Source organism: Streptomyces sp. NPDC088810 (assembly GCF_044750305.1).
In the GTDB taxonomy this organism is placed as follows: domain Bacteria; phylum Actinomycetota; class Actinomycetes; order Streptomycetales; family Streptomycetaceae; genus Streptomyces.
In genome coordinates, this window is record NZ_JBIVJQ010000001.1 from 1,272,309 (window position 1) to 1,293,999 (window position 21,691).

At 71.6% G+C, this 21,691-nt stretch carries 17 protein-coding genes; 9 read left to right on the forward strand and 8 right to left on the reverse strand.

Going from position 1 to position 21,691, the window contains the following annotated elements; genetic code table 11:
* Positions 1 to 14 precede the first annotated feature (14 nt).
* A complete protein-coding gene (gene pgi / locus ACIP4Y_RS05840) occupies positions 15 to 1,667 on the forward strand; it encodes a glucose-6-phosphate isomerase (protein ID WP_401388162.1) in 1,653 nt (550 codons plus the stop codon).
* 69 nt (positions 1,668 to 1,736) lie between these two features.
* Here pgi and ACIP4Y_RS05845 read toward each other — a convergent pair whose 3' ends face one another.
* From ACIP4Y_RS05845 to ACIP4Y_RS05855, 3 genes are read right to left on the reverse strand one after another with little or no spacing between them, the layout of a single operon-like run.
* The gene (locus ACIP4Y_RS05845) at positions 1,737 to 4,019 is read right to left on the reverse strand and encodes an ABC transporter permease (RefSeq protein WP_401388702.1); all 2,283 of its coding nucleotides are present in this window, start codon (positions 4,017 to 4,019) and stop codon (positions 1,737 to 1,739) included.
* A gap of 20 nt (positions 4,020 to 4,039) precedes the next feature.
* The gene (locus ACIP4Y_RS05850) at positions 4,040 to 4,792 is read right to left on the reverse strand and encodes an ABC transporter ATP-binding protein (protein ID WP_358639942.1); all 753 of its coding nucleotides are present in this window, start codon (positions 4,790 to 4,792) and stop codon (positions 4,040 to 4,042) included.
* Positions 4,789 to 5,295: a PadR family transcriptional regulator gene (locus ACIP4Y_RS05855; RefSeq protein ID WP_358639944.1), complete on the reverse strand. Its 507-nt coding sequence runs from the start codon at positions 5,293 to 5,295 to the stop codon at positions 4,789 to 4,791. The genes ACIP4Y_RS05850 and ACIP4Y_RS05855 overlap by 4 nt, the downstream gene beginning before the upstream one ends.
* Before the next feature lie 133 nt (positions 5,296 to 5,428).
* On the opposite strand from ACIP4Y_RS05855, the gene ACIP4Y_RS05860 reads away from it, so the two are divergent.
* From ACIP4Y_RS05860 to ACIP4Y_RS05880, 5 genes are all read left to right on the forward strand, one after another.
* A complete protein-coding gene (locus ACIP4Y_RS05860) occupies positions 5,429 to 6,700 on the forward strand; it encodes an ABC transporter substrate-binding protein (RefSeq protein ID WP_401388167.1) in 1,272 nt (423 codons plus the stop codon).
* Between the two features lie 131 nt (positions 6,701 to 6,831).
* Positions 6,832 to 8,478, forward strand: a complete 1,647-nt coding sequence (locus ACIP4Y_RS05865; RefSeq protein ID WP_401388170.1) for a glycoside hydrolase family 13 protein — start codon at positions 6,832 to 6,834, stop codon at positions 8,476 to 8,478.
* Between the two features lie 28 nt (positions 8,479 to 8,506).
* Positions 8,507 to 9,832 (forward strand): ABC transporter substrate-binding protein, encoded by a 1,326-nt coding sequence (locus ACIP4Y_RS05870; RefSeq protein WP_401388173.1) that lies wholly within the window; start codon positions 8,507 to 8,509, stop codon positions 9,830 to 9,832.
* Between the two features lie 11 nt (positions 9,833 to 9,843).
* The gene (locus tag ACIP4Y_RS05875; protein WP_401388176.1) at positions 9,844 to 11,196 is read left to right on the forward strand and encodes an ABC transporter permease subunit; all 1,353 of its coding nucleotides are present in this window, start codon (positions 9,844 to 9,846) and stop codon (positions 11,194 to 11,196) included.
* A gap of 24 nt (positions 11,197 to 11,220) precedes the next feature.
* The gene (locus tag ACIP4Y_RS05880; RefSeq protein WP_358639954.1) at positions 11,221 to 12,060 is read left to right on the forward strand and encodes a carbohydrate ABC transporter permease; all 840 of its coding nucleotides are present in this window, start codon (positions 11,221 to 11,223) and stop codon (positions 12,058 to 12,060) included.
* Positions 12,061 to 12,107: 47 nt separating this feature from the next.
* Here the strand turns inward: ACIP4Y_RS05880 and pgl are convergent, their stop codons facing one another.
* Genes pgl through tkt form a run of 5 tightly spaced genes read right to left on the reverse strand, consistent with a single transcriptional unit; the run spans position 12,108 to position 18,727 of the window.
* On the reverse strand, positions 12,108 to 12,890 hold the full coding sequence (pgl, locus tag ACIP4Y_RS05885; protein WP_401388179.1) for a 6-phosphogluconolactonase: 783 nt from the start codon (positions 12,888 to 12,890) through the stop codon (positions 12,108 to 12,110).
* Positions 12,887 to 13,951, reverse strand: a complete 1,065-nt coding sequence (gene opcA, locus ACIP4Y_RS05890; protein WP_401388182.1) for a glucose-6-phosphate dehydrogenase assembly protein OpcA — start codon at positions 13,949 to 13,951, stop codon at positions 12,887 to 12,889. The genes pgl and opcA overlap by 4 nt, the downstream gene beginning before the upstream one ends.
* The gene (gene zwf, locus ACIP4Y_RS05895; protein ID WP_358639959.1) at positions 13,948 to 15,486 is read right to left on the reverse strand and encodes a glucose-6-phosphate dehydrogenase; all 1,539 of its coding nucleotides are present in this window, start codon (positions 15,484 to 15,486) and stop codon (positions 13,948 to 13,950) included. The genes opcA and zwf overlap by 4 nt, the downstream gene beginning before the upstream one ends.
* Position 15,487: 1 nt before the next feature.
* Positions 15,488 to 16,606 carry a transaldolase gene (tal, locus tag ACIP4Y_RS05900; protein WP_401388185.1) on the reverse strand — a complete coding sequence of 373 codons (1,119 nt, stop codon included), beginning with the start codon at positions 16,604 to 16,606 and terminating at the stop codon, positions 15,488 to 15,490.
* Positions 16,607 to 16,639: 33 nt separating this feature from the next.
* Positions 16,640 to 18,727, reverse strand: coding sequence for a transketolase (gene tkt / locus ACIP4Y_RS05905; protein WP_401388188.1), 2,088 nt, complete (start codon positions 18,725 to 18,727; stop codon positions 16,640 to 16,642).
* Positions 18,728 to 19,090: 363 nt separating this feature from the next.
* Between tkt and ACIP4Y_RS05910 the strand changes: the two genes are divergently transcribed.
* The 3 genes from ACIP4Y_RS05910 to ACIP4Y_RS05920 all read left to right on the forward strand — a co-directional run bounded on the left by ACIP4Y_RS05910 (position 19,091) and on the right by ACIP4Y_RS05920 (position 21,688).
* Positions 19,091 to 20,059, forward strand: coding sequence for a heme o synthase (locus ACIP4Y_RS05910; RefSeq protein ID WP_358639965.1), 969 nt, complete (start codon positions 19,091 to 19,093; stop codon positions 20,057 to 20,059).
* A gap of 69 nt (positions 20,060 to 20,128) precedes the next feature.
* Positions 20,129 to 20,449, forward strand: coding sequence for a hypothetical protein (locus tag ACIP4Y_RS05915; protein WP_401388190.1), 321 nt, complete (start codon positions 20,129 to 20,131; stop codon positions 20,447 to 20,449).
* Between the two features lie 132 nt (positions 20,450 to 20,581).
* Complete coding sequence (locus ACIP4Y_RS05920) at positions 20,582 to 21,688, forward strand: amidohydrolase family protein (RefSeq protein ID WP_401388193.1); 1,107 nt, start codon at positions 20,582 to 20,584, stop codon at positions 21,686 to 21,688.
* The last annotated feature ends 3 nt before the right edge of the window (positions 21,689 to 21,691 follow it).

Consider the following 21,691-nt stretch of genomic DNA (forward strand, 5'->3'; position numbering starts at 1 on the left):
GGCTGAAGTCGGATATGAACGCAGACGGCCGTACCAGGCTCAACCAGACGCCCGAATGGACCGCGCTCGCCAAGCACCGGGAGGAGCTGGCGGACACCCATCTGAGGGACCTGTTCGCCGCCGATCCCGCGCGCGGCACCGGGTACACGCTCCAGGTCGGCGACCTGTACATCGACTACTCGAAGCACCTGGTCACCGACGAGACGCTGCGGCTGCTGCGCGAGCTGGCCGCGGCGACGGACGTCTTCGGCCTCAGGGACGCCATGTTCCGCGGCGAGAAGATCAACGTCACCGAGAACCGGGCCGTGCTGCACACCGCGCTGCGCGCCCCGCGCGACGCCGTCATCGAGGTCGACGGTGAGAACGTGGTCCCGGCCGTGCACGCCGTGCTCGACAGGATGAGCGACTTCGCCGAGCGGGTCCGCTCCGGCGAGTGGACCGGCCACACCGGCAAGCGCATCAAGAACGTCGTCAACGTCGGCATCGGCGGTTCCGACCTCGGCCCCGCGATGGCCTACGAGGTGCTGCGCAGCTTCACCGACCGCGACCTCACCGTCCGCTTCGTGTCCAACGTGGACGGCGCCGACCTGCACGAGGCCACCCGGGACCTGGACCCGGCGGAGACGCTGTTCATCATCGCCTCCAAGACCTTCACCACCATCGAGACCATCACCAACGCGACCTCCGCGCGCAAGTGGCTGCTGGCCGCGCTCGGCGACAAGGCGGCGGTGGCCAGGCACTTCGTCGCGCTGTCCACGAACGCCGAGAAGGTCGCCGAGTTCGGTATCGACACGGCCAACATGTTCGAGTTCTGGGACTGGGTCGGCGGCCGGTACTCGTACGACTCCGCGATCGGCCTGTCCCTGATGATCGCCATCGGCCCGGACCGCTTCCGCGAGATGCTCGACGGTTTCCGGATCGTCGACGACCACTTCCGCACCGCGCCCGCCGAGGCCAACGTCCCTCTGCTGCTGGGCCTGCTGGGCATCTGGTACGACAACTTCCACGACGCCCAGTCGCACGCCGTGCTGCCGTACAGCCACTACCTCTCCAGGTTCACCGCCTACCTCCAGCAGCTGGACATGGAGTCCAACGGCAAGCACGTCGCCCGTGACGGCAGGCAGGTCGAGTGGCAGACCGGGCCGGTGGTGTGGGGCACGCCCGGCACCAACGGGCAGCACGCCTACTACCAGTTGATCCACCAGGGCACCAGGCTGATCCCGGCGGACTTCATCGGCTTCGCCGAGCCGGTCGCCGAGCTGAGCGGTGAACTCAAGGCGCAGCACGACCTGTTGATGGCCAACTTCTTCGCCCAGACCCAGGCGCTCGCCTTCGGCAAGACGGCGGAGGAGGTCCGCGCGGAGGGCGTGCCCGAGGAGCTGGTCGCGCACAAGACCTTCCAGGGCAACCGGCCGACCACCACGATCCTCGCCCGCGAGCTGACCCCGTCCGTGCTCGGCCAGCTCGTCGCCCTCTACGAGCACAAGGTGTTCGTGCAGGGCGCGGTGTGGAACATCGACTCCTTCGACCAGTGGGGCGTGGAGCTGGGCAAGGTCCTCGCCAAGCGGGTCGAGCCCGCGCTCACCGAGGGCGCCGAGGTCCCCGGCCTGGACGCGTCGACCAGGGCGCTGGTCGCCACGTACCGGGAGCTGCGCGGCCGGAGCTGAACCGGATACGGGCCACCCTCACCGGCACAGCCACCGCTCCCGGCTCGGTCCGCCCGCTCGAGCCCCCGCTCAGCCCACGGCGCTCAACGTGTCCGCGAGGCGGCGGCGGGCCGAGCGGGTCGCCGGCAGCGTGGCCAGGGCCGCCGCGCCCAGTACGGCGGACGTGCCCAGCAGGAGCAGCAGGCCGGGGGAGGGGGACTGGGCGATTCCGGCGCCGATGCCGCTGGAGCCGCCCTGGGCGTCGATCAGCCGGCGGGCCAGCGGCAGCCCCAGCGCCGTGCCGGCGACGACCGCCGCCAGGGCCGTACAGCTCGTCGCCGTCACCGTGATCGCGGTGATCTGCCGGGGGGACATGCCGATCGCCCGGAGCGCCAGCACGTCCCGCTCGCCCTCGCGGACGCTGCCGCCGATCGCGGTGAGCAGCTCGACCAGACCGATGAGGGCCAGGACGGCGATCAGTCCGGCGACGACACCGCGCAGCGGGGACAGCCCGTCGGCGGGGTTCGTCACGGGGTGCACCTCCAGGTGGCCGCGGCCGGCCGAGGCGAGCGCGGCGGCCACGCGGTGCGGGTCGGCGCCGGGGCGCAGCCGCAGTTCGTAGAAGGCGGGGGCCAGCCCGGGGTCGTTCTCGCGGAGGGTGTCCAGGGAGGTGGTCACGACCCGGCCGGCGTTGCGCGGTTCGAGGGTGCGGCCCACGATGTGCAGGATCTGCGGCCGGTCGCCCACCGTCATCCGCACCCAGTCGCCGACCCGCGCGTGCAGCAGGTCGAGCAGGCCCTGGCCGGCCACCGCCTCGTCCGGTCCGCGGGCGGCGCGGCCCTCGGCGAGGGCGTAGGGGTAGGGCTCGGCGCGGGTGCCGACGCCCCGCAGGGCGATGGTGCCGGTCTGGCCGGGGACCAGCGCGGCCACCTCGACGCCCGGGTAGGCGGCGCGGACCCGGGACTCGCGGGTGAGCACCGACCGTACGCCGGACGCGTCCAGGGCGCCGTCCGAGCGGACCGTGAGCGTCGTCGGCAGCCCCACCCGCTCGGGGCTGCTGTGGAAGCGGTCGAGCGTGGTCCAGGCGCTGAGCGCCACGACGATCAGCAGCAGCGGCAGGGTCAGCCGGGCCACGGTGGCCAGTGACCGGCCGCGCCCGGCGAACGCCTTGTGGCAGCCGAGGACCAGCGCGGCCGGCAGCCGCAGGCCGAGCGCCCGCCGGGCCGGACCGGTCAGTCCTCCGCCCTTCGGCGCGGCCGGGCGCGGCACCGGAACCGGCGGCACCCGGCCCGCCCGCCAGGCCGCGAGCCCGGTGGTCAGGCCGATGAACAGCACCGCGCCGGCCGGCACCGCGCACAGCGCCAGGCTGTGCCCGGGCAGCCCCTGCCACACCCCCACCGCGTCCCCGAGCCGTCCCGGGACCCGGCTGCCCAGCCCCTCGGTGAGCGCCGCCGCGGCCACGGCCCCGAGCAGGGCGTACGCCAGGTGCTGGAGCAGGAAGATCCGTACGACCTGGCCGGGCGTGAAGCCGATCGCCTTGAGTACCGACAGGTCGCGCAGGTGCCCGCGGATGCGGGTGGCGATCGCGCCGTGCACCGCGAACCCGGCGGCGATCAGAGCGCCCAGGCCGAACAGTCCGAGCACCTGGCCGAGCAGCCGGCCCGTGCCTTGGGCCTCGGCGCGGGCCTGCTGCCAGGTGGAGACCTCGCCGACCGCGCCGGCACCCAGCACGGTGACGGCGCGCTGGACGGCGTAGTCGGTGTCGGCGGGATTGTCGAGTCGCAGCCCGATGACCTGGCCGGCCGGGGCGCGCACCGCGGAGGGCAGTGCCCACACCAGGCCCGGCTGCTCGCCGGGGCGGTACGGGGGTTCGGCGCTGTCCGCGATGCCCTCGACGGTGAGGGTGCGGGCGGTGCCGGGCAGGGTCAGGGTGTCGCCGGGCTCGGCCAGCAGGGCGCGGGCGAGGCTGCTCTCCAGCACCACCCCGTCCGGTGCGGCCGGATCCAGCCAGCGTCCGGTGGTGAGCAGGGGCCGGCCGACGGCGGGCGGGCGCGGGGTGCCGCGCAGTTCCACAAAGGCGCGGGTGCCACGGGCTGCGACGGTGGCGGACTCGGTGCGGTAGGGCCCGGCGACGGAGGTGACGCCGTCGAGCCGGGCCAGCTTCCGGGCGTCGGCGGACGGCGCGGTGTGCAGCCACACGTGGGCCCCGCGTGCCTCTGCGAAGGTCCGCTGCCAGGGGTTGGTGGCGTAGCCGAACAGGGCGGTGGCGAGCAGCAGGGAGGCGACTATGCCGGCGGTGGCCAGCACCAGGAAGAGCGCCTCGCCGCGGTGCGTCCGCAGATCGGAGTGCGCCCAGCGCAACGTGGCCCGCATGTCCCTCAGGTCCGGCACGGTCAGTCCCTCAGCTCCAGCACCCCGGAGATACCGCCCCGCCGGGGCGACGGCGTCGCGTCCAGGGTCGCGTCGTCGGCTATGCGGCCGTCGAAGAAGCTGATCACCCGGTCCGCGGCGCTGGCCAGCCGGGCGTCGTGGGTGACCAGGACGATGCTCTGGCCGCGTGCGTGGAAGCGGGACAGCAGCCGCGTCACCTCGCGGGTGCCCTTGCTGTCCAGGCTGCCGGCCGGCTCGTCGGCGAGCAGCAGCGGCGGATGGTTGACCAGCGCCCGGGCCAGCGCGACCCGCTGCTGCTCGCCGCCGGACAGCTCGCCCGGCATGCTGCGCTCCTTGCCCTCCAGGCCCAGCTCGGCCAGGAGCGCCTCCCGCTCGGCGCGGGCCTTCTTCGGCGGGACGCCGGCCAGCAGCGCGGGCAGCTCGACGTTGTCGGCGACGGACAGGTTCGACACCAGGTTGAAGAACTGGAAGACGATCCCGATGGCCTTGCGGCGCTCCACGGCCCAGCGGGCCTCGCTGAAGGAGTCCGTGCACCGGCCGTCGAGCCAGACGCTGCCCGCGTCCGGCCGCTGCAGCCCGCCGAGCAGGTGCAGCAGCGTGGACTTGCCGGCTCCGGACGGCCCGGTGATCGCCACGAACTCGCCGCGGGCCACGCTCAGGTCCACCCCGCGCACGGCGTGCGCGGGCGCGCCCTCGCCGTGGTGGGTCTTCACCAGACCCTCGGCGCGCAGCACCGGAGCGGGGTGCTCGGTCATTCCAGTTCCTCCTGGCACCGCTCCAGCCAGTCGAGGTCGGCCTGCAGGTGCAGCATCGCGCCCTCGATCAGCAGCTGGGCGATTCGGTTGTCCCGGTTCTCGGCCGCGGCCAGTTTCGACAGGTCGCGCATGGTGTTGAGGTACTGGCGCCGCTGCCGGTTGATGAGGGCGATCTGGTCGGCGAGACCGGTCTGCGGGGCCAGGGCGAGCTTCATGAAGAACTCGTCCCGCACCCGCGGCTCGTCCTCGGTCTCCTCGAACCAGACGCGCAGCGCCTCACGCCCGGCCTCGGTGAGGTGGTAGACCTTCTTGTTGGGCCGGCTGGACTGCTCGACGTCCTCGCCCGCGATCAGCCCGGTTTTCTCCAGGCGGCCGAGGGTGACGTAGATCTGGCCGACGTTCGGCTGAGGGTACGCGGCGCCCAGCAGTTGCTCAAGGTCCTGCTTCAGCTCGTAGCCGTGGGCCGGGCCGCGGGCCAGGAGTGCCAGGAGGGGCAGGCGCACTCGTGCTGTCCTCCTGTCTGCTCCATGTGCTCCAGGCCCTAGTATCGCGCATACCTAACGGGTATACATGGCCTCGGTCCTCGGACGAGGGTGGGCAAGGGTGCCCGTGGTGCCGGTGTACAGGGAGGAACCTATGCGGTGGATACGCGCCGCCGGTAGGGGCCTTCTGGTTCTCGTGGTGATCCTGACCGGGTACGTCACCTCCGGCGCCCGCGCCGACGAGGCGGCCGGTGTCGGCCGCGGGCCGCTCACCCTGGCCACCGCCGGTGACCTCACCGGCTATCTCGGCCCGCTGCTCCAGGGCTGGAACCGCACGCATCCCGGCGAGAAGGTCACCCTGGTCGAGCTGCCGGACTCGGCCGACGAGACGCACGCGCAGATGACGACCGACCTGCGCGGCGGCGACCGGGGCCGGTTCGACGTGCTGAACATCGACGTCGACTGGACCTCGGAGTTCGCAGCCGCCGGCTGGATCCGCCCGCTGCCCCGCGACCGCTTCCCGCTGGACAGCTTCCTGCCGCCGGTCGTGGACACGGCCACGTACGACGGCCGGCTGTATGCCGTCCCGTACGTCACGAATGCCGGACTTCTCCTGTATCGCAAGGACATTCTCGCCAAGGAAGGCGTGTCCCCGCCGCACACCTGGGCCGAGCTGGAGCGCGACGCGAAGACCCTCGCGCCGAAGTACGGGCTCGACGGCTACGCGGGCCAGTTCCTGCCCTACGAGGGTCTGACCGTGAACGCGGCCGAGGCGGTGTACTCGGCGGGCGGCACCATCCTCGGCGGCGAGGGCACCCGGGTCACCGTCGACTCGGCCGCCGCCCGCGAGGGCATCGGCTTCCTCGCCCGCGGCCTGCGCGAGGGCTGGATCCCGAAACGGGCGCTGACCTACAAGGAGGAGGAGTCCAAACAGGCCTTCCAGGACGGCAGGCTGCTCTTCCTGCGCAACTGGCCCTACGCCTACGCCGTCGCCTCGGAACGGGGCTCGAAGGTCGCCGGCCGGATCGGCGCGGTACCGCTGCCCGGCCCCCACGGCCCGGGGACGAGCGTCCTCGGCGGCTCCAACCTCGCGGTCAACTCCCACGCCCGGCACCCGGACTCCGCCGCGCGCCTGATCGCCTACCTCACCAGCGCGCCCGTGCAGCGCCAGGTGCTCACGCGGGGCGCACTGCCGCCCGTACGCGCCGGGCTCTACGAGGACCCCGCGCTCATCAAGCGGTTCCCCTATCTGCCGACCCTGCGCACCGCCGTGCTCACCGCCCGGCCGCGCCCCAAGAGCCCGCACTACGACCAGGTCAGCCTGGTCGTGCAGGCGGTCGTGCAGGACGCGCTCACCGGGCGCCAGACGCCCGGGCAGGCCGTGCGCCGGCTGGCACGCGAACTCGACGCCATCGCCCGCCGCTAGTTACTTGTTAAGTAACGCCACCATCACGACTGTCGCCGTCTTGGGGTGATTTGTCGGCGTTTGCGAGCCCAACCCGCCAGTATCTTCTGTTCACTTCGTTGACACCTGTGCGCGCCGCCTACCTAACATGCATGCATAACAGCCCCCTTTCAGAGACAGGTTCCACAGGGTTGAACAGGCATCATTGGTGGCGGGACGCCGTGATCTACCAGGTCTACGTCCGCAGCTTCCTGGACAGCACCGGCGACGGCATCGGCGACCTCGCGGGCGTCCGGGCCGGGCTGCCGTACCTGAAGAAGCTCGGCGTCGACGGGATCTGGCTGAGCCCGTTCTACCCCTCGCCGCAGCACGACCACGGCTACGACGTCGCCGACTACCGCGGCGTCGACCCGGTCTTCGGCGACCTCGCCGAGTTCGACCTGCTGATGGCGGCGGCCCGGCGGCTCGGCATCAAGGTGCTCCTCGACATCGTCCCGAACCACTGCTCCAGCGAGCACCCCTGGTTCCGCGAGGCCCTCGACAGCGCCCCCGGCAGCCCGGCCCGCGCCCGTTTCCACTTCGCCGACGGCCGCGGCCCCGACGGCAGCGAGCCGCCCAACAACTGGCACGCCATGTTCGGCGGCCCGGCCTGGACCCGCGTCGCCGACGGCCAGTGGTACCTGCACATGTTCACGCCCGAGCAGCCCGACTGGAACTGGCGCAACCCCGAGATCCCCGACGAGTTCGACCGCATCCTGCGGTTCTGGCTCGACCGGGGCGTGGACGGCTTCCGCATCGACGTAGCCGCCGGCCTGTTCAAGCACCCGGACCTGCCCGACTCCGACGACCCGGAGGCCGACGCCCGCACCCGCGACTCGGTCAACCCGCTCGCCTGGAACCAGCCCGAGGTGCACGAGGTGTGGCGCCGCTGGCGCGCCATCTGCGAGGAGTACGGCGCCCGGGACGGCCGCGAACGCCTGCTCGTCGGCGAGGTCTCCGTCCCCACCGCCCGCGAACACGCCCTGTACGTGCGCCCCGACGAGCTCCACCAGGCCTTCTTCTTCGACCTGCTCGGCGCCGCCTGGGACGCCGACGCCTTCCGCAAGGTCATCTCCGAGGCCATGCAGGACATCGCCGGCACCGGCTCCACGGTCACCTGGGTCCTCAACAACCACGACCAGGTCCGCACCGTCACCCGCTACGGCGAACCCGCCCCCGAGGGCAGCGGACTCGGCCCCGCCCGCGCCCGCGCCGCCGCACTGCTGATGCTGGCGCTGCCCGGAGCCGCGTACATCTACCAGGGCGAGGAACTGGGGCTTCCCGAGGTCGTCGACCTGCCCGACGACGTGCTCACCGACCCGATCTTCCGGCGCACCGGCAGCCGCGCCCGGATCCGGGACGGGTGCCGGGTGCCGCTGCCCTGGTCCGGGCAGGCCTCCCCGTTCGGCTTCACCTCCGGGGCCGAGGGCGCCAAGCCCTGGCTGCCGCAGCCCGAGTACTTCGCCGAGTACGCCACCGACCGCGCCCTCGCCGACACCCGCTCGTTCTGGCACCTGTACCGGGAGGGCCTGCACCTGCGCAAGACCCTGCCCCAGCTGGGCGAGGGCCCGCTGGAGTGGCTGGACACCCCGCCGGGCGTCCTCGCCTTCGTCCGCGGTGACGGCCTGGTCTGCGCCGTCAACTTCGGTACGGCCCCCACGCCCGCGCCGGTCTCCGGAACCCCCCTGCTGTCCAGCGGCTCCTGCCCGCCCGGCGTCCTGCCCGGCGCCACGGCGGCCTGGTGGCTGAACGACCTCTGATCCACCGCCTCTTGAAGGGACATCAACGATGATGCGACGACGCACGACCCTGCTCACCAGCTGCATCGCCCTCACGCTCGCCCTCGGCGCCACCGCCTGCGGCGGAGGGGACGTCTCCGCCGGCGGCGGCGACAAGGCCCTGAGCGGCCAGACCGTCACCGTCGCCGGCGTCTGGTCCGGCAGCGAGCAGAAGAACTTCCAGAAGGTCCTGGACGCGTTCACGGAGAAGACCGGCGCCAAGACCCAGTTCGTGTCGACCGGCGACAACGTCTCCACCGTCGTCGGCAGCAAGATCGAGGGCGGCAACGCTCCCGACGTCGTGATGGTCCCGCAGGTCGGCGTCCTGCAGCAGTTCGCCGAGAAGGGCTGGCTGAAGCCGCTCTCGCCGACCGCGCAGCAGACCATCGACGCCGACTACGCGCCGGTGTGGAAGAAGTACGGCAGCGTCGACGGCACCCTGTACGGCCTCTACTTCAAGGCCGCCCACAAGTCGACGGTCTGGTACAGCCCCGACGCCCTCACCCAGGCCGGTGTCCAGCCCCCTAAGACGTACGCCGACCTGCTCAAGGCCGGGCACACCGTCTCCGACTCCGGACTCGCCGCCTTCGCCGTCGCCGGACAGGACGGCTGGACCCTCACCGACTGGTTCGAGAACGTCTACCTCTCCCAGGCCGGCCCCGAGAAGTACGACGCCCTCGCCGCCCACAAGCTCAAGTGGACCGACCCGACCGTGGTGAAGGCGCTCACCACCCTCGGCAAGCTGTTCAAGGACAAGCAGCTGATCGCGGGCGGCCAGAAGGGGGCCCTGAACACCGACTTCCCCGGCTCCGTGGAGAAGGTCTTCGGGCCCAAGCCCGAGGCCGGCATGGTCTACGAGGGCGACTTCGTCGCCGGCGTCGCCCACGACCAGTACGGCAGGAGCATCGGCAAGGACGCCGACTTCTTCCCCTTCCCCGCGGTCGACGGCGGCACCGCCCCGGTGGTCAGCGGCGGTGACGCGGCCGTCGTCCTCAAGGACGCCAAGAACGCCAAGGCCGGCATGAAGCTCCTGGAGTACCTCGCCACCCCGGAGGCCGCGGCCGTCTGGGCGAAGGCCGGCGGCTTCCTGTCCCCGAACAAGAAGCTGGACCTCTCCGCGTACGGCGACGACGTCACCCGTGCCACCGCCAAGTCCCTGGTCGGTGCCGGGGCCTCGGTCCGCTTCGACATGTCCGACCAGGCGCCGGCGGCCTTCGGCGGCACCAAGGGGGCCGGCGAGTGGAAGCTGCTCCAGGACTTCCTGCGCGACCCGTCGGACCCGAAGGGCACCGCGGCGAAGCTGGAAGCCGCGGCGGCCAAGGCCTACCAGGACTGAGCGGCAGCACCATGACCGCCACCACTGTCGAGAAGCAGCAGGCGGGCCCGCGGGCCGCCGGCCCGGCGCCCGCGCGCCGCGGCCGGCGGCGCGGCCGGCTCATCGCCCTGCTCTTCGTCTTCCCCGCGCTGCTCCTGCTCGGAGCCCTCGTCGTCTACCCGGTGCTGTTCTCCGTCGGCCGCAGCTTCTTCGACGCCTCCGGCACCCGGTTCGTCGGCGGCGCCAACTACGCCGAGATGTTCCGGGACCCGGCCACCCTGAAGGCCATCCGCAACACCACCATCTGGGTCGTCGTCGCCCCCGCCCTGCTCACCGGCCTCGGCCTGATCCTGGCCGTCCTGGTGGAGAAGGTCCGCTGGGCGACCGCCTTCAAACTGCTGCTGTTCATGCCGATGGCGGTGTCCTTCCTCGCCGCCGGCATCATCTTCCGGCTCGCCTACGACGAGGACCCGGACAAGGGCGTGCTGAACGCGGCCGTCGTCTCGGTCCACGACGCCTTCCAGGGCACGTCGACCTACCCGACCGCCCGCGGCCGCACCGGCCTGCTCACCCAGGACCGGGACGGCTCCTACCGGGCGACGGCCGCGGCGGGCGACTCGGTGGCGCTCCCGATGGTCGGTGTCCTGCCCAAGGACCTGCCCGGCAACGCCTCACCCGCCCGCACGGCGGCCGGCCGGAAGGCCGCGCCCGGCGAACTGCGCGGTGTCGTCTACCTGGACTTCACCCCCGGCGGCGGCGGAAAACAGGGCGCGGTCGACCCCAAGGAGAGCGGCCTGCCCGGCATGACGGTCCAGGCGGTGCGCGACGGGAAGACGGTCGCGAGCACCACGACCGCCGCCGACGGCTCCTTCCGCTTCTCCGGGCTGGAGCGCGGCGCGTACACGGTGAAACTGCCCGAGTCGAACTTCGCCCCGCCCTACCAGGGCATCTCCTGGCTCGGCCCGACCCTGGTGACCCCGGCGATCATCGGCGCCTACCTGTGGATCTGGACCGGCTTCGCGATGGTCCTGATCGGCGCCGGCCTCTCCACACTGCCCCGGGACGCGCTGGAGGCGGCCCGGATGGACGGCGCGAACGAGTGGCAGATCTTCCGCCGGATCACCGTGCCGCTGCTCGCGCCCGTGCTCACGGTCGTCTTCGTGACCCTCGTGATCAACGTGATGAAGGTCTTCGACCTCGTCTACATCATCGCGCCCGGCCCGGTGCAGGAGGACGCCACCGTCCTCGCCACCCAGATGTGGCTGGTCTCCTTCGGCGGCGGCAACGACCAGGGCCTCGGCAGCGCCCTCGGTGTGCTGCTCCTGCTCCTGGTGATCCCCGCGATGGTCTTCAACGTCCGCCGTTTCCGACAGAGCCAACGATGAGGAGTCAGCGATGAGGAGTCAGCGATGAACGCGATCAGGCGCGGCCTGGGCAGCGGCCTGGTGCAGGCCTTCCTGGTGGTCATCGGGCTGGTCTGGCTGACCCCGCTGGCCGGACTGTTCGTGTCCTCCCTGCGCTCGGCCCAGGACACCGCGAAGGGCGGCTGGTGGACGACGCTGGCGAGCCCCGGCCAGCTGTCCTTCGACAACTACGCGGCGCTGCTGAAGAACTCCGGCATGACGCAGGCCTTCTGGAACACGGTGCTGATCTCGGTGCCGGCCACCACCCTGGTCGTCGTCATCGCCGCCCTCGCCGGATACGCCTTCGCCTGGCTGGACTTCCCGCTGCGGGAGCCCCTGTTCCTGCTGGTGGTGGCCCTGTTGGTGGTGCCGGTGCAGATCGGCCTGCTGCCCGTCGCCAAACTCTTCGGCGCGCTGGGCCTGTTCGGCACGATCCCCGGGGTCGTCCTCTTCCACGTCGCCTACGGTCTGCCCTTCGCCGTCTTCCTGCTCCGCAACTACTTCGCGGACATCCCGAAGGAGATGCTGGAGGCGGCCCGGATGGACGGCGGCAGCGAGTGGCGCATCTTCACCCGGCTCGTCCTGCCGGTGGGCCGCCCGGCGCTCGCCTCGCTCGCCATCTTCCAGTTCCTGTGGGTCTGGAACGACATGCTGGTCGCCCTGCTCTTCGCGGACAGCTCCGCCCAGCCGCTGACCGTGGAACTGCAGTCCCAGATCCGCCAGTTCGGCAGCAACATCGACGTCCTCGCCCCGGGCGCGTTCCTGTCCCTGATCGTGCCGGTCGTGGTGTTCTTCGCCTTCCAGCGGCACTTCGTGCAGGGCGTGATGGCAGGGTCGGTGAAATGACCGCGGCGGGGGCCGAAGCCCCCGCCGCGGTGACACCGCTCCGAGCGTCACGGAGACGCCGGCGGATACAGCGACCTCGGCAGCTGCGAGGCCGCCGCCGAGTCCAGGAGCCACAGGGTGCGCGAGCGGCCGTACGCGCCCGCCGCCGGCGCCTGGATCTCGCCCGCGCCCGACAGGGCGATGGCCGCGGCCTCCGCCTTGTCCTCGCCGGCCGCGAGGAGCCAGACCTCGCGGGCCGCGCGGATCGCCGGGAGGGTCAGGGAGATCCGGGTGGGCGGCGGCTTCGGGGCGCCGTGGACGCCGACCACCGTGCGCTCCGTCTCCCGGACCGCGGGCAGCTCGGGGAAGAGCGAGGCCACATGGGTGTCCGGGCCGACGCCCAGCATCAGGACGTCGAAGGTGGGCACCGCGCCGTGGTTCTCCGGGCCTGCCGCCTTCGCCAGCTCCGCGGCGTACGCCTCGGCCGCCGCGTCGACGTCCGTACCGTACGGGCCGTCGGAGGCGGGCATGGCGTGCACGCGCTCCGGGTCCAGCGGCACCGAGTCCAGCAGGACCTCGCGGGCCTGCGTGACATTGCGTTCGGGGTCGCCCTCGGGGAGGTAGCGCTCGTCGCCCCACCACAGGTCGAGCCGGCCCCAGTCGATGGCGTCCCGGGCGGGAGCCGCCGCCAGCGCTGCCAGCAGGCCGTTGCCGTTGCGGCCGCCCGTGAGGACCACGGACGCGGTGCCCCGGGAGGCCTGCGCGTCCACGATCTTCGTGATCAGGCGGGCCGCGGCGGCCTGCGCCATCAGCTCCTTGTCGTGGTGGACGACCAGCTGCGGAGTGCTCACTTCGCCGCCGCCTTCCTCGCCGGTGCCTTCTTCGCGGTCTTGGCCGCCGCCTTCTTCGCGGGGGCCTTGGCCGCTTCCTCGACCGGTTCCGGTTCCGCGACCGGCTCGGCCGGGGCCCCGGACGCCTGCTGCGGAACCGTGTTCAGCCGCTCCACGCCGTAGCGCAGCGCCGACGCGTAGGTGTCGTCCGGGTCCAGCCGGCGCAGCTCCTCCGCGATCAGCTCGGCGGTGTCCCGCCGCTTCAGCGCCACCGCGCGGGCCGGCTGGCCCTCGATGGAGAGCGTGGCCAGCGAGCCGTCGGCCCGGTCCAGCACGATCGGGCCCTGGCTGGTGTCCATGCGGACCGCCGTCAGACCGGGTCCGGAGGACAGCGAACGCTTCACGGGGACGTCCAGCCGGTCCGCGAGCCACATCGCCAGCAGCTCACAGCTCGGGTTGAACTCCTCGCCCTCCACCTCGACGGCCTGCACCTCACAGGTGACCTGGTCCAGGGCCGCCGCCAGCATCGAGCGCCACGGCGTGATCCGGGTCCAGGACAGGTCGGTGTCGCCGGGCGTGTAGGCCGAGGCACGGGCGGACAGCTCCCGCACCGGCTCCTCGGCGGCGTAGGTGTCGGTGACCCGGCGCTGGGCGAGCGCGCCCAGCGGGTCCTTCGCCGGGTCGAGTGGGGCGTTCACCGGCCACCACACGACCACCGGGGCGTCCGGCAGGAGCAGCGGCAGGACCACCGAGTCGGCGTGATCGGCGGCCTCGCCGTACAGACGCAGGACGACCGTCTCGCCGGTGCCCGCGTCCGCGCCCACCCGCACCTCGGCGTCGAGACGCGAGGACGTACGGTCGCGCGGCGAACGCGAGACCCGCTTGATGACCACCAGCGTGCGCGAGGGGTGCTCGCGCGAGGCGTCGTTGGAGGCCTTCAGGGAGTCGTAGGCATTCTCCTCGTCGGTGACGATGACGAGGGTGAGGACCATGCCGACGGCGGGCGTGCCGATGGCGCGGCGGCCCTGCACGAGCGCCTTGTTGATCTCTCCGGCGGTGGTGTCGGTCAGGTCTATCTTCATGGCCGCCGCCAGCTCCGTCCGTCTCGTGCGAGCATCTCGTCCGCCTCCACGGGACCCCAGGTGCCCGACTTGTACTGCGCGGGCCTGCCGTGCTTGTCCCAGTACTCCTCGATCGGGTCGAGGATCTTCCAGGACAGCTCGACCTCCTCCGTGCGCGGGAAGAGGTTGGCGTCGCCCAGCAGCACGTCCAGGATCAGCCGCTCGTACGCCTCCGGGCTGGACTCCGTGAACGACTCGCCGTAGGCGAAGTCCATGGAGACGTCCCGGATCTCCATCGAGGTGCCCGGCACCTTGGAGCCGAAGCGGACCGTGACGCCCTCGTCCGGCTGGACGCGGATGACGATCGCGTTCTGGCCCAGCTCCTCCGTCGCCGTCGTGTCGAACGGGGAGTGCGGGGCCCGCTGGAAGACGACCGCGATCTCCGTCACCCGGCGGCCGAGGCGCTTGCCGGTGCGCAGGTAGAAGGGGACGCCCGCCCAGCGGCGGTTGTCGACCTCCAGCTTGACCGCGGCGTAGGTGTCGGTCTTCGACTTCGGGTCGATGCCCTCCTCTTCGAGGTAGCCGATGACCTTCTGGCCGCCCTGCCAGCCCGCCGCGTACTGACCGCGCACGGTGTTGGCGCCCAGGTCCTTCGGCAGCCGGACGGCGCCGAGCACCTTCTCCTTCTCCGCGGCCAGCGCGTCCGCGTCGAAGGAGGCGGGCTCCTCCATGGCGGTGAGGGCCATGAGCTGGAGCAGGTGGTTCTGGATGACGTCCCGGGCGGCGCCGATGCCGTCGTAGTAGCCGGCCCGGCCGCCGATGCCGATGTCCTCGGCCATCGTGATCTGCACGTGGTCCACGAAGGACCGGTTCCAGATCGGCTCGAACATCGTGTTGGCGAAGCGCAGGGCCAGGATGTTCTGGACGGTCTCCTTGCCGAGGTAGTGGTCGATCCGGAACACCTGGTCCGGCTCGAACACCTCGTGCACGACCTTGTTCAGCTCCTCGGCCGACGCCAGGTCGTGCCCGAACGGCTTCTCGATGACCGCGCGCCGCCAGGACCCGCCGGTCTGGTCGGCCAGACCGTGCTTCTTCAGCTGCTGGATGACCACCGGGAAGGAGCGCGGCGGCACCGACAGGTAGAAGGCGAAGTTCCCGCCCGTGCCCTGGGCCTTGTCCAGCTCCTCGATGGTGGCACGCAGCCGGTCGAACGCCTCGTCGTCGTCGAAGGTGCCCTGCACGAAGCGCATCCCCTGGATGAGCTGCTGCCAGACCTCCTCACGGAAGGGAGTGCGCGAGTGCTCCTTGACCGCGTCGTGGACGACCTCGGCGAAGTCCTCGTGCTCCCAGTCGCGGCGGGCGAAGCCCACCAGCGAGAAGCCCGGCGGCAGCAGGCCCCGGTTGGCGAGGTCGTACACCGCGGGCATCAGCTTCTTGCGCGACAGGTCGCCCGTGACCCCGAAGATGACCAGGCCCGACGGCCCCGCGATACGCGGGAGCCGTCGGTCGGCCGGGTCACGAAGCGGGTTCGCTCCGGAACCGGAAACGGGTGACAACTCAGCCCTCCGAAGGGGCGAGGCGCTCGAGCTCCGCCTGGGTCGACTTGAGCAGGTCGTTCCAGGACGCCTCGAACTTCTCGACGCCCTCGTCCTCCAGCACCTGCACGACGTCGTCGTACGCGATGCCGAGCTTCTCCAGCGCGTCGAGGTCGGCGCGCGCCTGCTCGTAGGTGCCGGCGATGGTGTCGCCGGTGATCTCACCGTGGTCCTCGGTGGCCTCCAGCGTGGCCTCCGGCATGGTGTTGACCGTGTTCGGGGCGACCAGCTCGGTGACGTACAGGGTGTCCGGGTACGCCGGGTCCTTCACGCCGGTCGAGGCCCACAGCGGACGCTGCTTGTTCGCGCCCGCGTTCTCCAGCGCGCTCCAGCGGTCCGAGGAGAAGACCTCCTCGTACGCCTGGTACGCCAGCCGCGCGTTGGCGACGGCGGCCTTGCCGCGCAGCGCCTTGGCCTCGTCGGTGCCGATCGAGTCCAGCCGCTTGTCGATCTCGGTGTCCACGCGGGACACGAAGAAGGACGCCACCGAGTGGATCTTGGACAGGTCCAGGCCGCGCTCCTTGGCCTTCTCCAGGCCGCTCAGGTAGGCGTCCATGACCGCCCGGTAGCGCTCCAGCGAGAAGATCAGCGTGACGTTGACGCTGATACCGAGGCCGATGACCTCGGTGATCGCCGGGATGCCCGCCATGGTGGCCGGGATCTTGATGAGGGTGTTCGGGCGGTCCACCAGCCAGGCCAGCTGCTTGGCCTCGGCGACCGTGGCGTGCTCGTTGTGCGCGAGACGGGGGTCGACCTCGATGGAGACCCGGCCGTCCTGGCCGTTCGTGGCGTCGAAGACCGGGCGCAGGATGTCGGCGGCGTCGCGGACGTCCGCCGTCGTGATCATGCGGATGGCCTCTTCGACCGTGACCTTGCGGGCGGCGAGATCCGACAGCTGCTGGTCGTAGCCGTCGCCCTGCGCGATCGCCTTCTGGAAGATCGTCGGGTTGGTGGTGACGCCCACGACGTGCTGCTGGTCGATCAGCTCGGCGAGGTTGCCGGACGTGATCCGCTTGCGCGACAGGTCGTCCAGCCAGATCGCGACGCCTTCCTCGGAGAGGCGCTTGAGTGCGTCTGTCATGGAATTACATCTCCTACGTGTCGTATGTGAGCGTCAGCGCTGGGCGTCGGCGAGGGATTCCCGCGCCTTCGCGGCCACGTTCTCCGCGGTGAAGCCGAACTCCTTGAAGAGCACCTTGGCATCGGCGGAAGCACCGAAGTGCTCCAGGGAAACGATGCGGCCGGCGTCCCCCACGTACTTGTGCCAGGTCAGGCCGACGCCCGCCTCCACGGCGACCCGGGCCTTCACGGACGGCGGCAGCACGGAGTCCCGGTACCCCTGGTCCTGCTGCTCGAACCACTCCACGCACGGCATCGAGACGACCCGCGTGGGCACGCCGTCGGCCTGGAGCCGCTCACGCGCCTCGACGGCCACGTGCACCTCGGAACCGGTGGCGATCAGGACGACCTGCGCCTCGCCGCCGTCGGCCTCGAACAGGACGTAACCGCCACGAGCGGCGTCCTCGTTCGGCTCGTACGCCGGCACGCCCTGGCGGGTGAGCGCCAGGCCGTGCGGCTGGCCCTTGCCGAACTCCTTGGTCCAGCGCTTGAGGATCTCGCGCCAGGCGATGGCCGTCTCGTTGGCGTCCGCCGGACGCACGATGTTCAGACCCGGGATCGCGCGCAGCGAGGCCAGGTGCTCGACCGGCTGGTGAGTCGGGCCGTCCTCGCCCAGACCGATGGAGTCGTGCGTCCACACGTACGTCACCGGCAGGTGCATCAGGGCCGACAGGCGCACGGCGTTGCGCATGTAGTCGGAGAAGACGAGGAAGGTGCCGCCGTAGACACGGGTGTTGCCGTGCAGGGTGATGCCGTTCAGCTCCGCGCCCATGGAGTGCTCGCGGATACCGAAGTGGATCGTGCGGCCGTACGGGTTGGCCTCCGGCAGCGGGTTGCCCTCGGGCAGGAACGAGCTGTCCTTGTCGATCGTGGTGTTGTTCGAGCCGGCGAGGTCGGCGGAGCCGCCCCACAGCTCGGGGATGACCGCGCCGAGCGCCTGCAGCACCTTGCCGGACGCGGCACGCGTTGCGATGCCCTTGCCGGGCTCGAAGACCGGGATCTTCTCCTCCCAGCCGGTGGGGAGCTCGCCCTTGCTGATCCGGTCGAACTCGGCGGCCCGCTCCGGGTTGGCCTCGCGCCACACCTGGAGGGACTTCTCCCACTCCGCCTTCGCCTCGGCACCCCGCTCCAGCGCCTTGCGGGTGTGCGCGATGACCTCGTCGGCGACCTCGAAGCTCTGCTCCGGGTCGAAGCCGAGGACGCGCTTGGTGGCCGCGACCTCCTCCTCGCCCAGCGCCGAGCCGTGCGCGGCCTCGGTGTTCTGCGCGTTCGGGGCCGGCCAGGCGATGATCGAGCGCATCGCGATGAAGGACGGCCTGTCCGTGACCTTCTTCGCCTCCTGGATCGCGGCGAAGATCGCCTGCGGGTCCAGGTCGCCGTCGGCCTTGGCCTCCACCCGCTGCACGTGCCAGCCGTAGGCCTCGTACCGCTTGACGGTGTCCTCGGAGACGGCCGTCTCCGTGTCGCCCTCGATCGAGATGTGGTTGTCGTCCCACAGCAGGATCAGGTTGCCCAGCTTCTGGTGGCCGGCCAGCGAGGACGCCTCGGCGGAGATGCCCTCCTGGAGACAGCCGTCACCGGCGATGCAGTAGACGAAGTGGTCGAACGGGGACTCGCCCTGCGGGGCCTCGGGGTCGAACAGGCCGCGCTCGTAGCGGGCCGCCATCGCCATGCCCACCGCGTTGGCCACACCCTGGCCCAGCGGGCCCGTGGTGGTCTCGACACCCTTGGTGTGCCCGTACTCCGGGTGACCCGGGGTCTTCGAACCCCACGTGCGGAACGCCTTCAGGTCGTCCAGCTCCAGGCCGAAGCCGGCCAGGTAGAGCTGGGTGTAGAGGGTCAGGGACGAGTGGCCGGCGGACAGCACGAAACGGTCGCGCCCCACCCACTCGGGGTCGGACGGGTCGTGCCGCATCACCTTCTGGAAGAGGGTGTAGGCGGCCGGGGCCAGGCTCATCGCCGTACCGGGATGGCCGTTGCCGACCTTCTGTACGGCGTCTGCGGCCAGGACACGGGCGGTGTCCACGGCCCGCTGGTCCAGCTCGGTCCACTCAAGGTCTGTGGTGGTCGGCTTGGTGCTCACCCTGGGTCAGGGCTCCTCTCCACATGTCGGTCGCCGGTCGTCGGGGCATGCGCCCACCCGGCCGCCGGCGGGCTTGGCGCCCACCGGCCGCTGTCGAGCCTACCCCCGTAAGGACGTGCGTTTTTTCGAGTGTTTCCAGACTGCCGGGACTCGGTGCGATCCGCCTCCCGACTGGCCGACGAGCCGTTCGGCACATGAATACGGAGGCGGTCATCTGAGCGCTCAATCGAGTGCCCGCTCCCCTCTTATGGGGCGCGCTCCAACACGACCCCACCCCCGCGAAGGCCGGGGTATGGGCAACGTCTAAAGTGGCGTGGTACGCGCGAGCCCTTACCGGGACCTCACACCGGGAGGCTCGCTGGGATGTCTCTGTCAGGGGTGTGCGTGACGGCCGTCGAATCCCGTCCAGCGGGTGCGCTCGGTGCGAGCCAAAGCCCGGTTCACCGGCCGTTCGGGGCCCGTGTCAAGGCGTTCGTGGCGCTGACCAAGCCGCGGATCATCGAGCTGCTGCTCATCACCACCGTTCCGGTGATGTTCCTGGCGCAGCAGGGCGTGCCCGACCTCGGGCTGGTCCTGCTCACCTGCGTCGGCGGCTATCTGTCCGCGGGCGGCGCCAACGCGCTCAACATGTACATCGACCGGGACATCGACGCCCTGATGGACCGCACCTCGCAGCGGCCCCTGGTGACCGGCATGGTCAGCCCGCGCGAGTGCCTGGCCTTCGGCATCACCCTGGCCGTCGTCTCGACGCTGCTGTTCGGCCTCACCGTCAACTGGCTGAGCGCCTGGCTCTCGCTCGGGGCCCTCCTCTTCTACGTCGTCGTCTACACGATGATCCTCAAGCGGCGTACGTCGCAGAACATCGTGTGGGGTGGCATCGCGGGCTGCATGCCGGTACTGATCGGCTGGTCGGCCGTGACGAACTCGCTCTCCTGGGCGCCGCTCGTCCTCTTCCTGGTGATCTTCTTCTGGACGCCGCCGCACTACTGGCCGCTGTCCATGAAGGTCAGGGAGGACTACGCGCGCGTGGGCGTGCCGATGCTGCCGGTCATCGCGTCCAACAAGGTCGTCGCCCGGCAGATCGTCATCTACAGCTGGGTGATGGTCGCCGTCTCCCTGCTGCTCACCCCGCTCGGCTACACCGGCTGGTTCTACACGGCCGTCGCCCTGGCCTCGGGCGGCTGGTGGCTGTGGGAGGCGCACTCCCTGCAGAACCGGGCCAAGGCCGAGGTCACGGGCGCCAAGCTGAAGGAGATGCGGCTCTTCCACTGGTCCATCACCTATGTGTCCCTGCTGTTCGTGGCGATCGCGGTGGACCCGTTCCTGCGCTGACGCGCGGCGGGCGTATGTCACAGAGCCCCGATCTCGCCAGCTGATCTACCCGTCGGTAGCATCCTGGGCATGGCAGACACGCAGCAGGTTGACGCGCGGGCCGAGCGCAAGGTGTCCCGGCTCGCCCACCGGATCAGCGCCTTCGCGAAGGCGCACGGCGGCGCGGAGGGCCAGGTGGCCCACATCGGCGAACGCGGCGCCCGCATCGTCCTCGTCGGCGAGGACGGCGGCTGGGGCGACCTGGTGGCGCCCAGCACCGAGATCGCCCGGCAGGCGGTGGAGAAGGCCGGCATCACCGTCCACGAGTCCTTCGACGGCGAGTTCGCGGCCAAGGTGCAGACGGGCCCGTACGAGTGGAAGCGGATGGCCGGTATCCAGGTCGGCGGCTGACCACGCGTCAACCGGGCGCGACCCGGGCCGGCCCGCAGCCGGCCGACTGCGAACAGTCCCGCTCTCATCCGCGACCTCACACCCCGTTCACCCGTTAGGCCGGTCAAAGCCAGCGGACGTGGGGAGGCCGGGATGATCGAGACGCCGTCCCTCGTGGACCAGTACTGCCACGGCGTACTGCGGACGGAACTGGGCCTCGGCACCTTCGAGGCCCAGCTGGCCCGCACCGAGGGACCACCGGCCCCGGGCACCACCCTCTTCGACACCCAGACCGGCTTCGCCGTACGGCGCTGGTGCCCGCCCCTGCTCGGCCTGGAACCGCACTGCCCGCCCGCCCGCTATCTGGCCCGGCGCCGGGAACTGGGCGCCGTGGAGGCGGGCCGCCGGCTGCTGCGCGGCAGCGGCATCACGACGTACCTGGTCGACTCGGGCCTGCCGGGCGACCTCACCGGTCCCGCCGAACTGGCCTCCGCGGCGGCGGCCCGGGCCCACGAGATCATCCGGCTGGAGCCGCTCGCCGAGCAGGTCGCCGACACCTCCGGCACCGTCGAGTCCTTCCTGGCCAACCTCGCCGAGTCGGTGCACGGGGCCGCGGCGACCGCCGTCGCCTTCACCTCCGTCGCGGGGCTGCGGCACGGCCTGGCCCTCGCGCCCGAGCCGCCGGGGCCCGGGGAGGTGCGGGGCGCGGCGGGCCGCTGGCTGGCCGGGCGGCGGGTCGGCGGCCCGCTCACGGACGCCGTGCTGCTGCGCCACCTGCTGTGGATCGCGGTCGCCTCGGGCCTGCCCCTGCAACTGCACGCCGGCCTCGGCGAGCCCGGCTCCCGCATCGACCGCACGGACCCGGTGCTGCTCACCGACTTCGTCCGGGCCACCGCCGGCCTCGGCACCGACCTGATCCTGCTGCACGGCTACCCGTACCACCGCCACGCCGCCCACCTGGCCGGGGTCTTCCCGCACGTCTACGTCGACTCGGGCGCCGCGCTGGTGCGCACCGGCGCCCGGGCGGCCACGGTCCTCGCCGAGACCCTGGAACTGGCCCCCTTCGGCAAGATCCTCTTCTCCACCGGCGCCCAGGGCCTGCCCGAGCTGCACGTCGTCGGCGCCCGCCTCTTCCGGGAGGCCCTGGGCCGGGTGCTGGGCGGCTGGGCAGCGGAGGGCGCCTGGTCCCTGGAGGACGCCCAGCGGGTGGCCCGGCTGATCGCGGCGGACAACGCGCGCCGGGTGTACGGGCTGGAGTAAGGG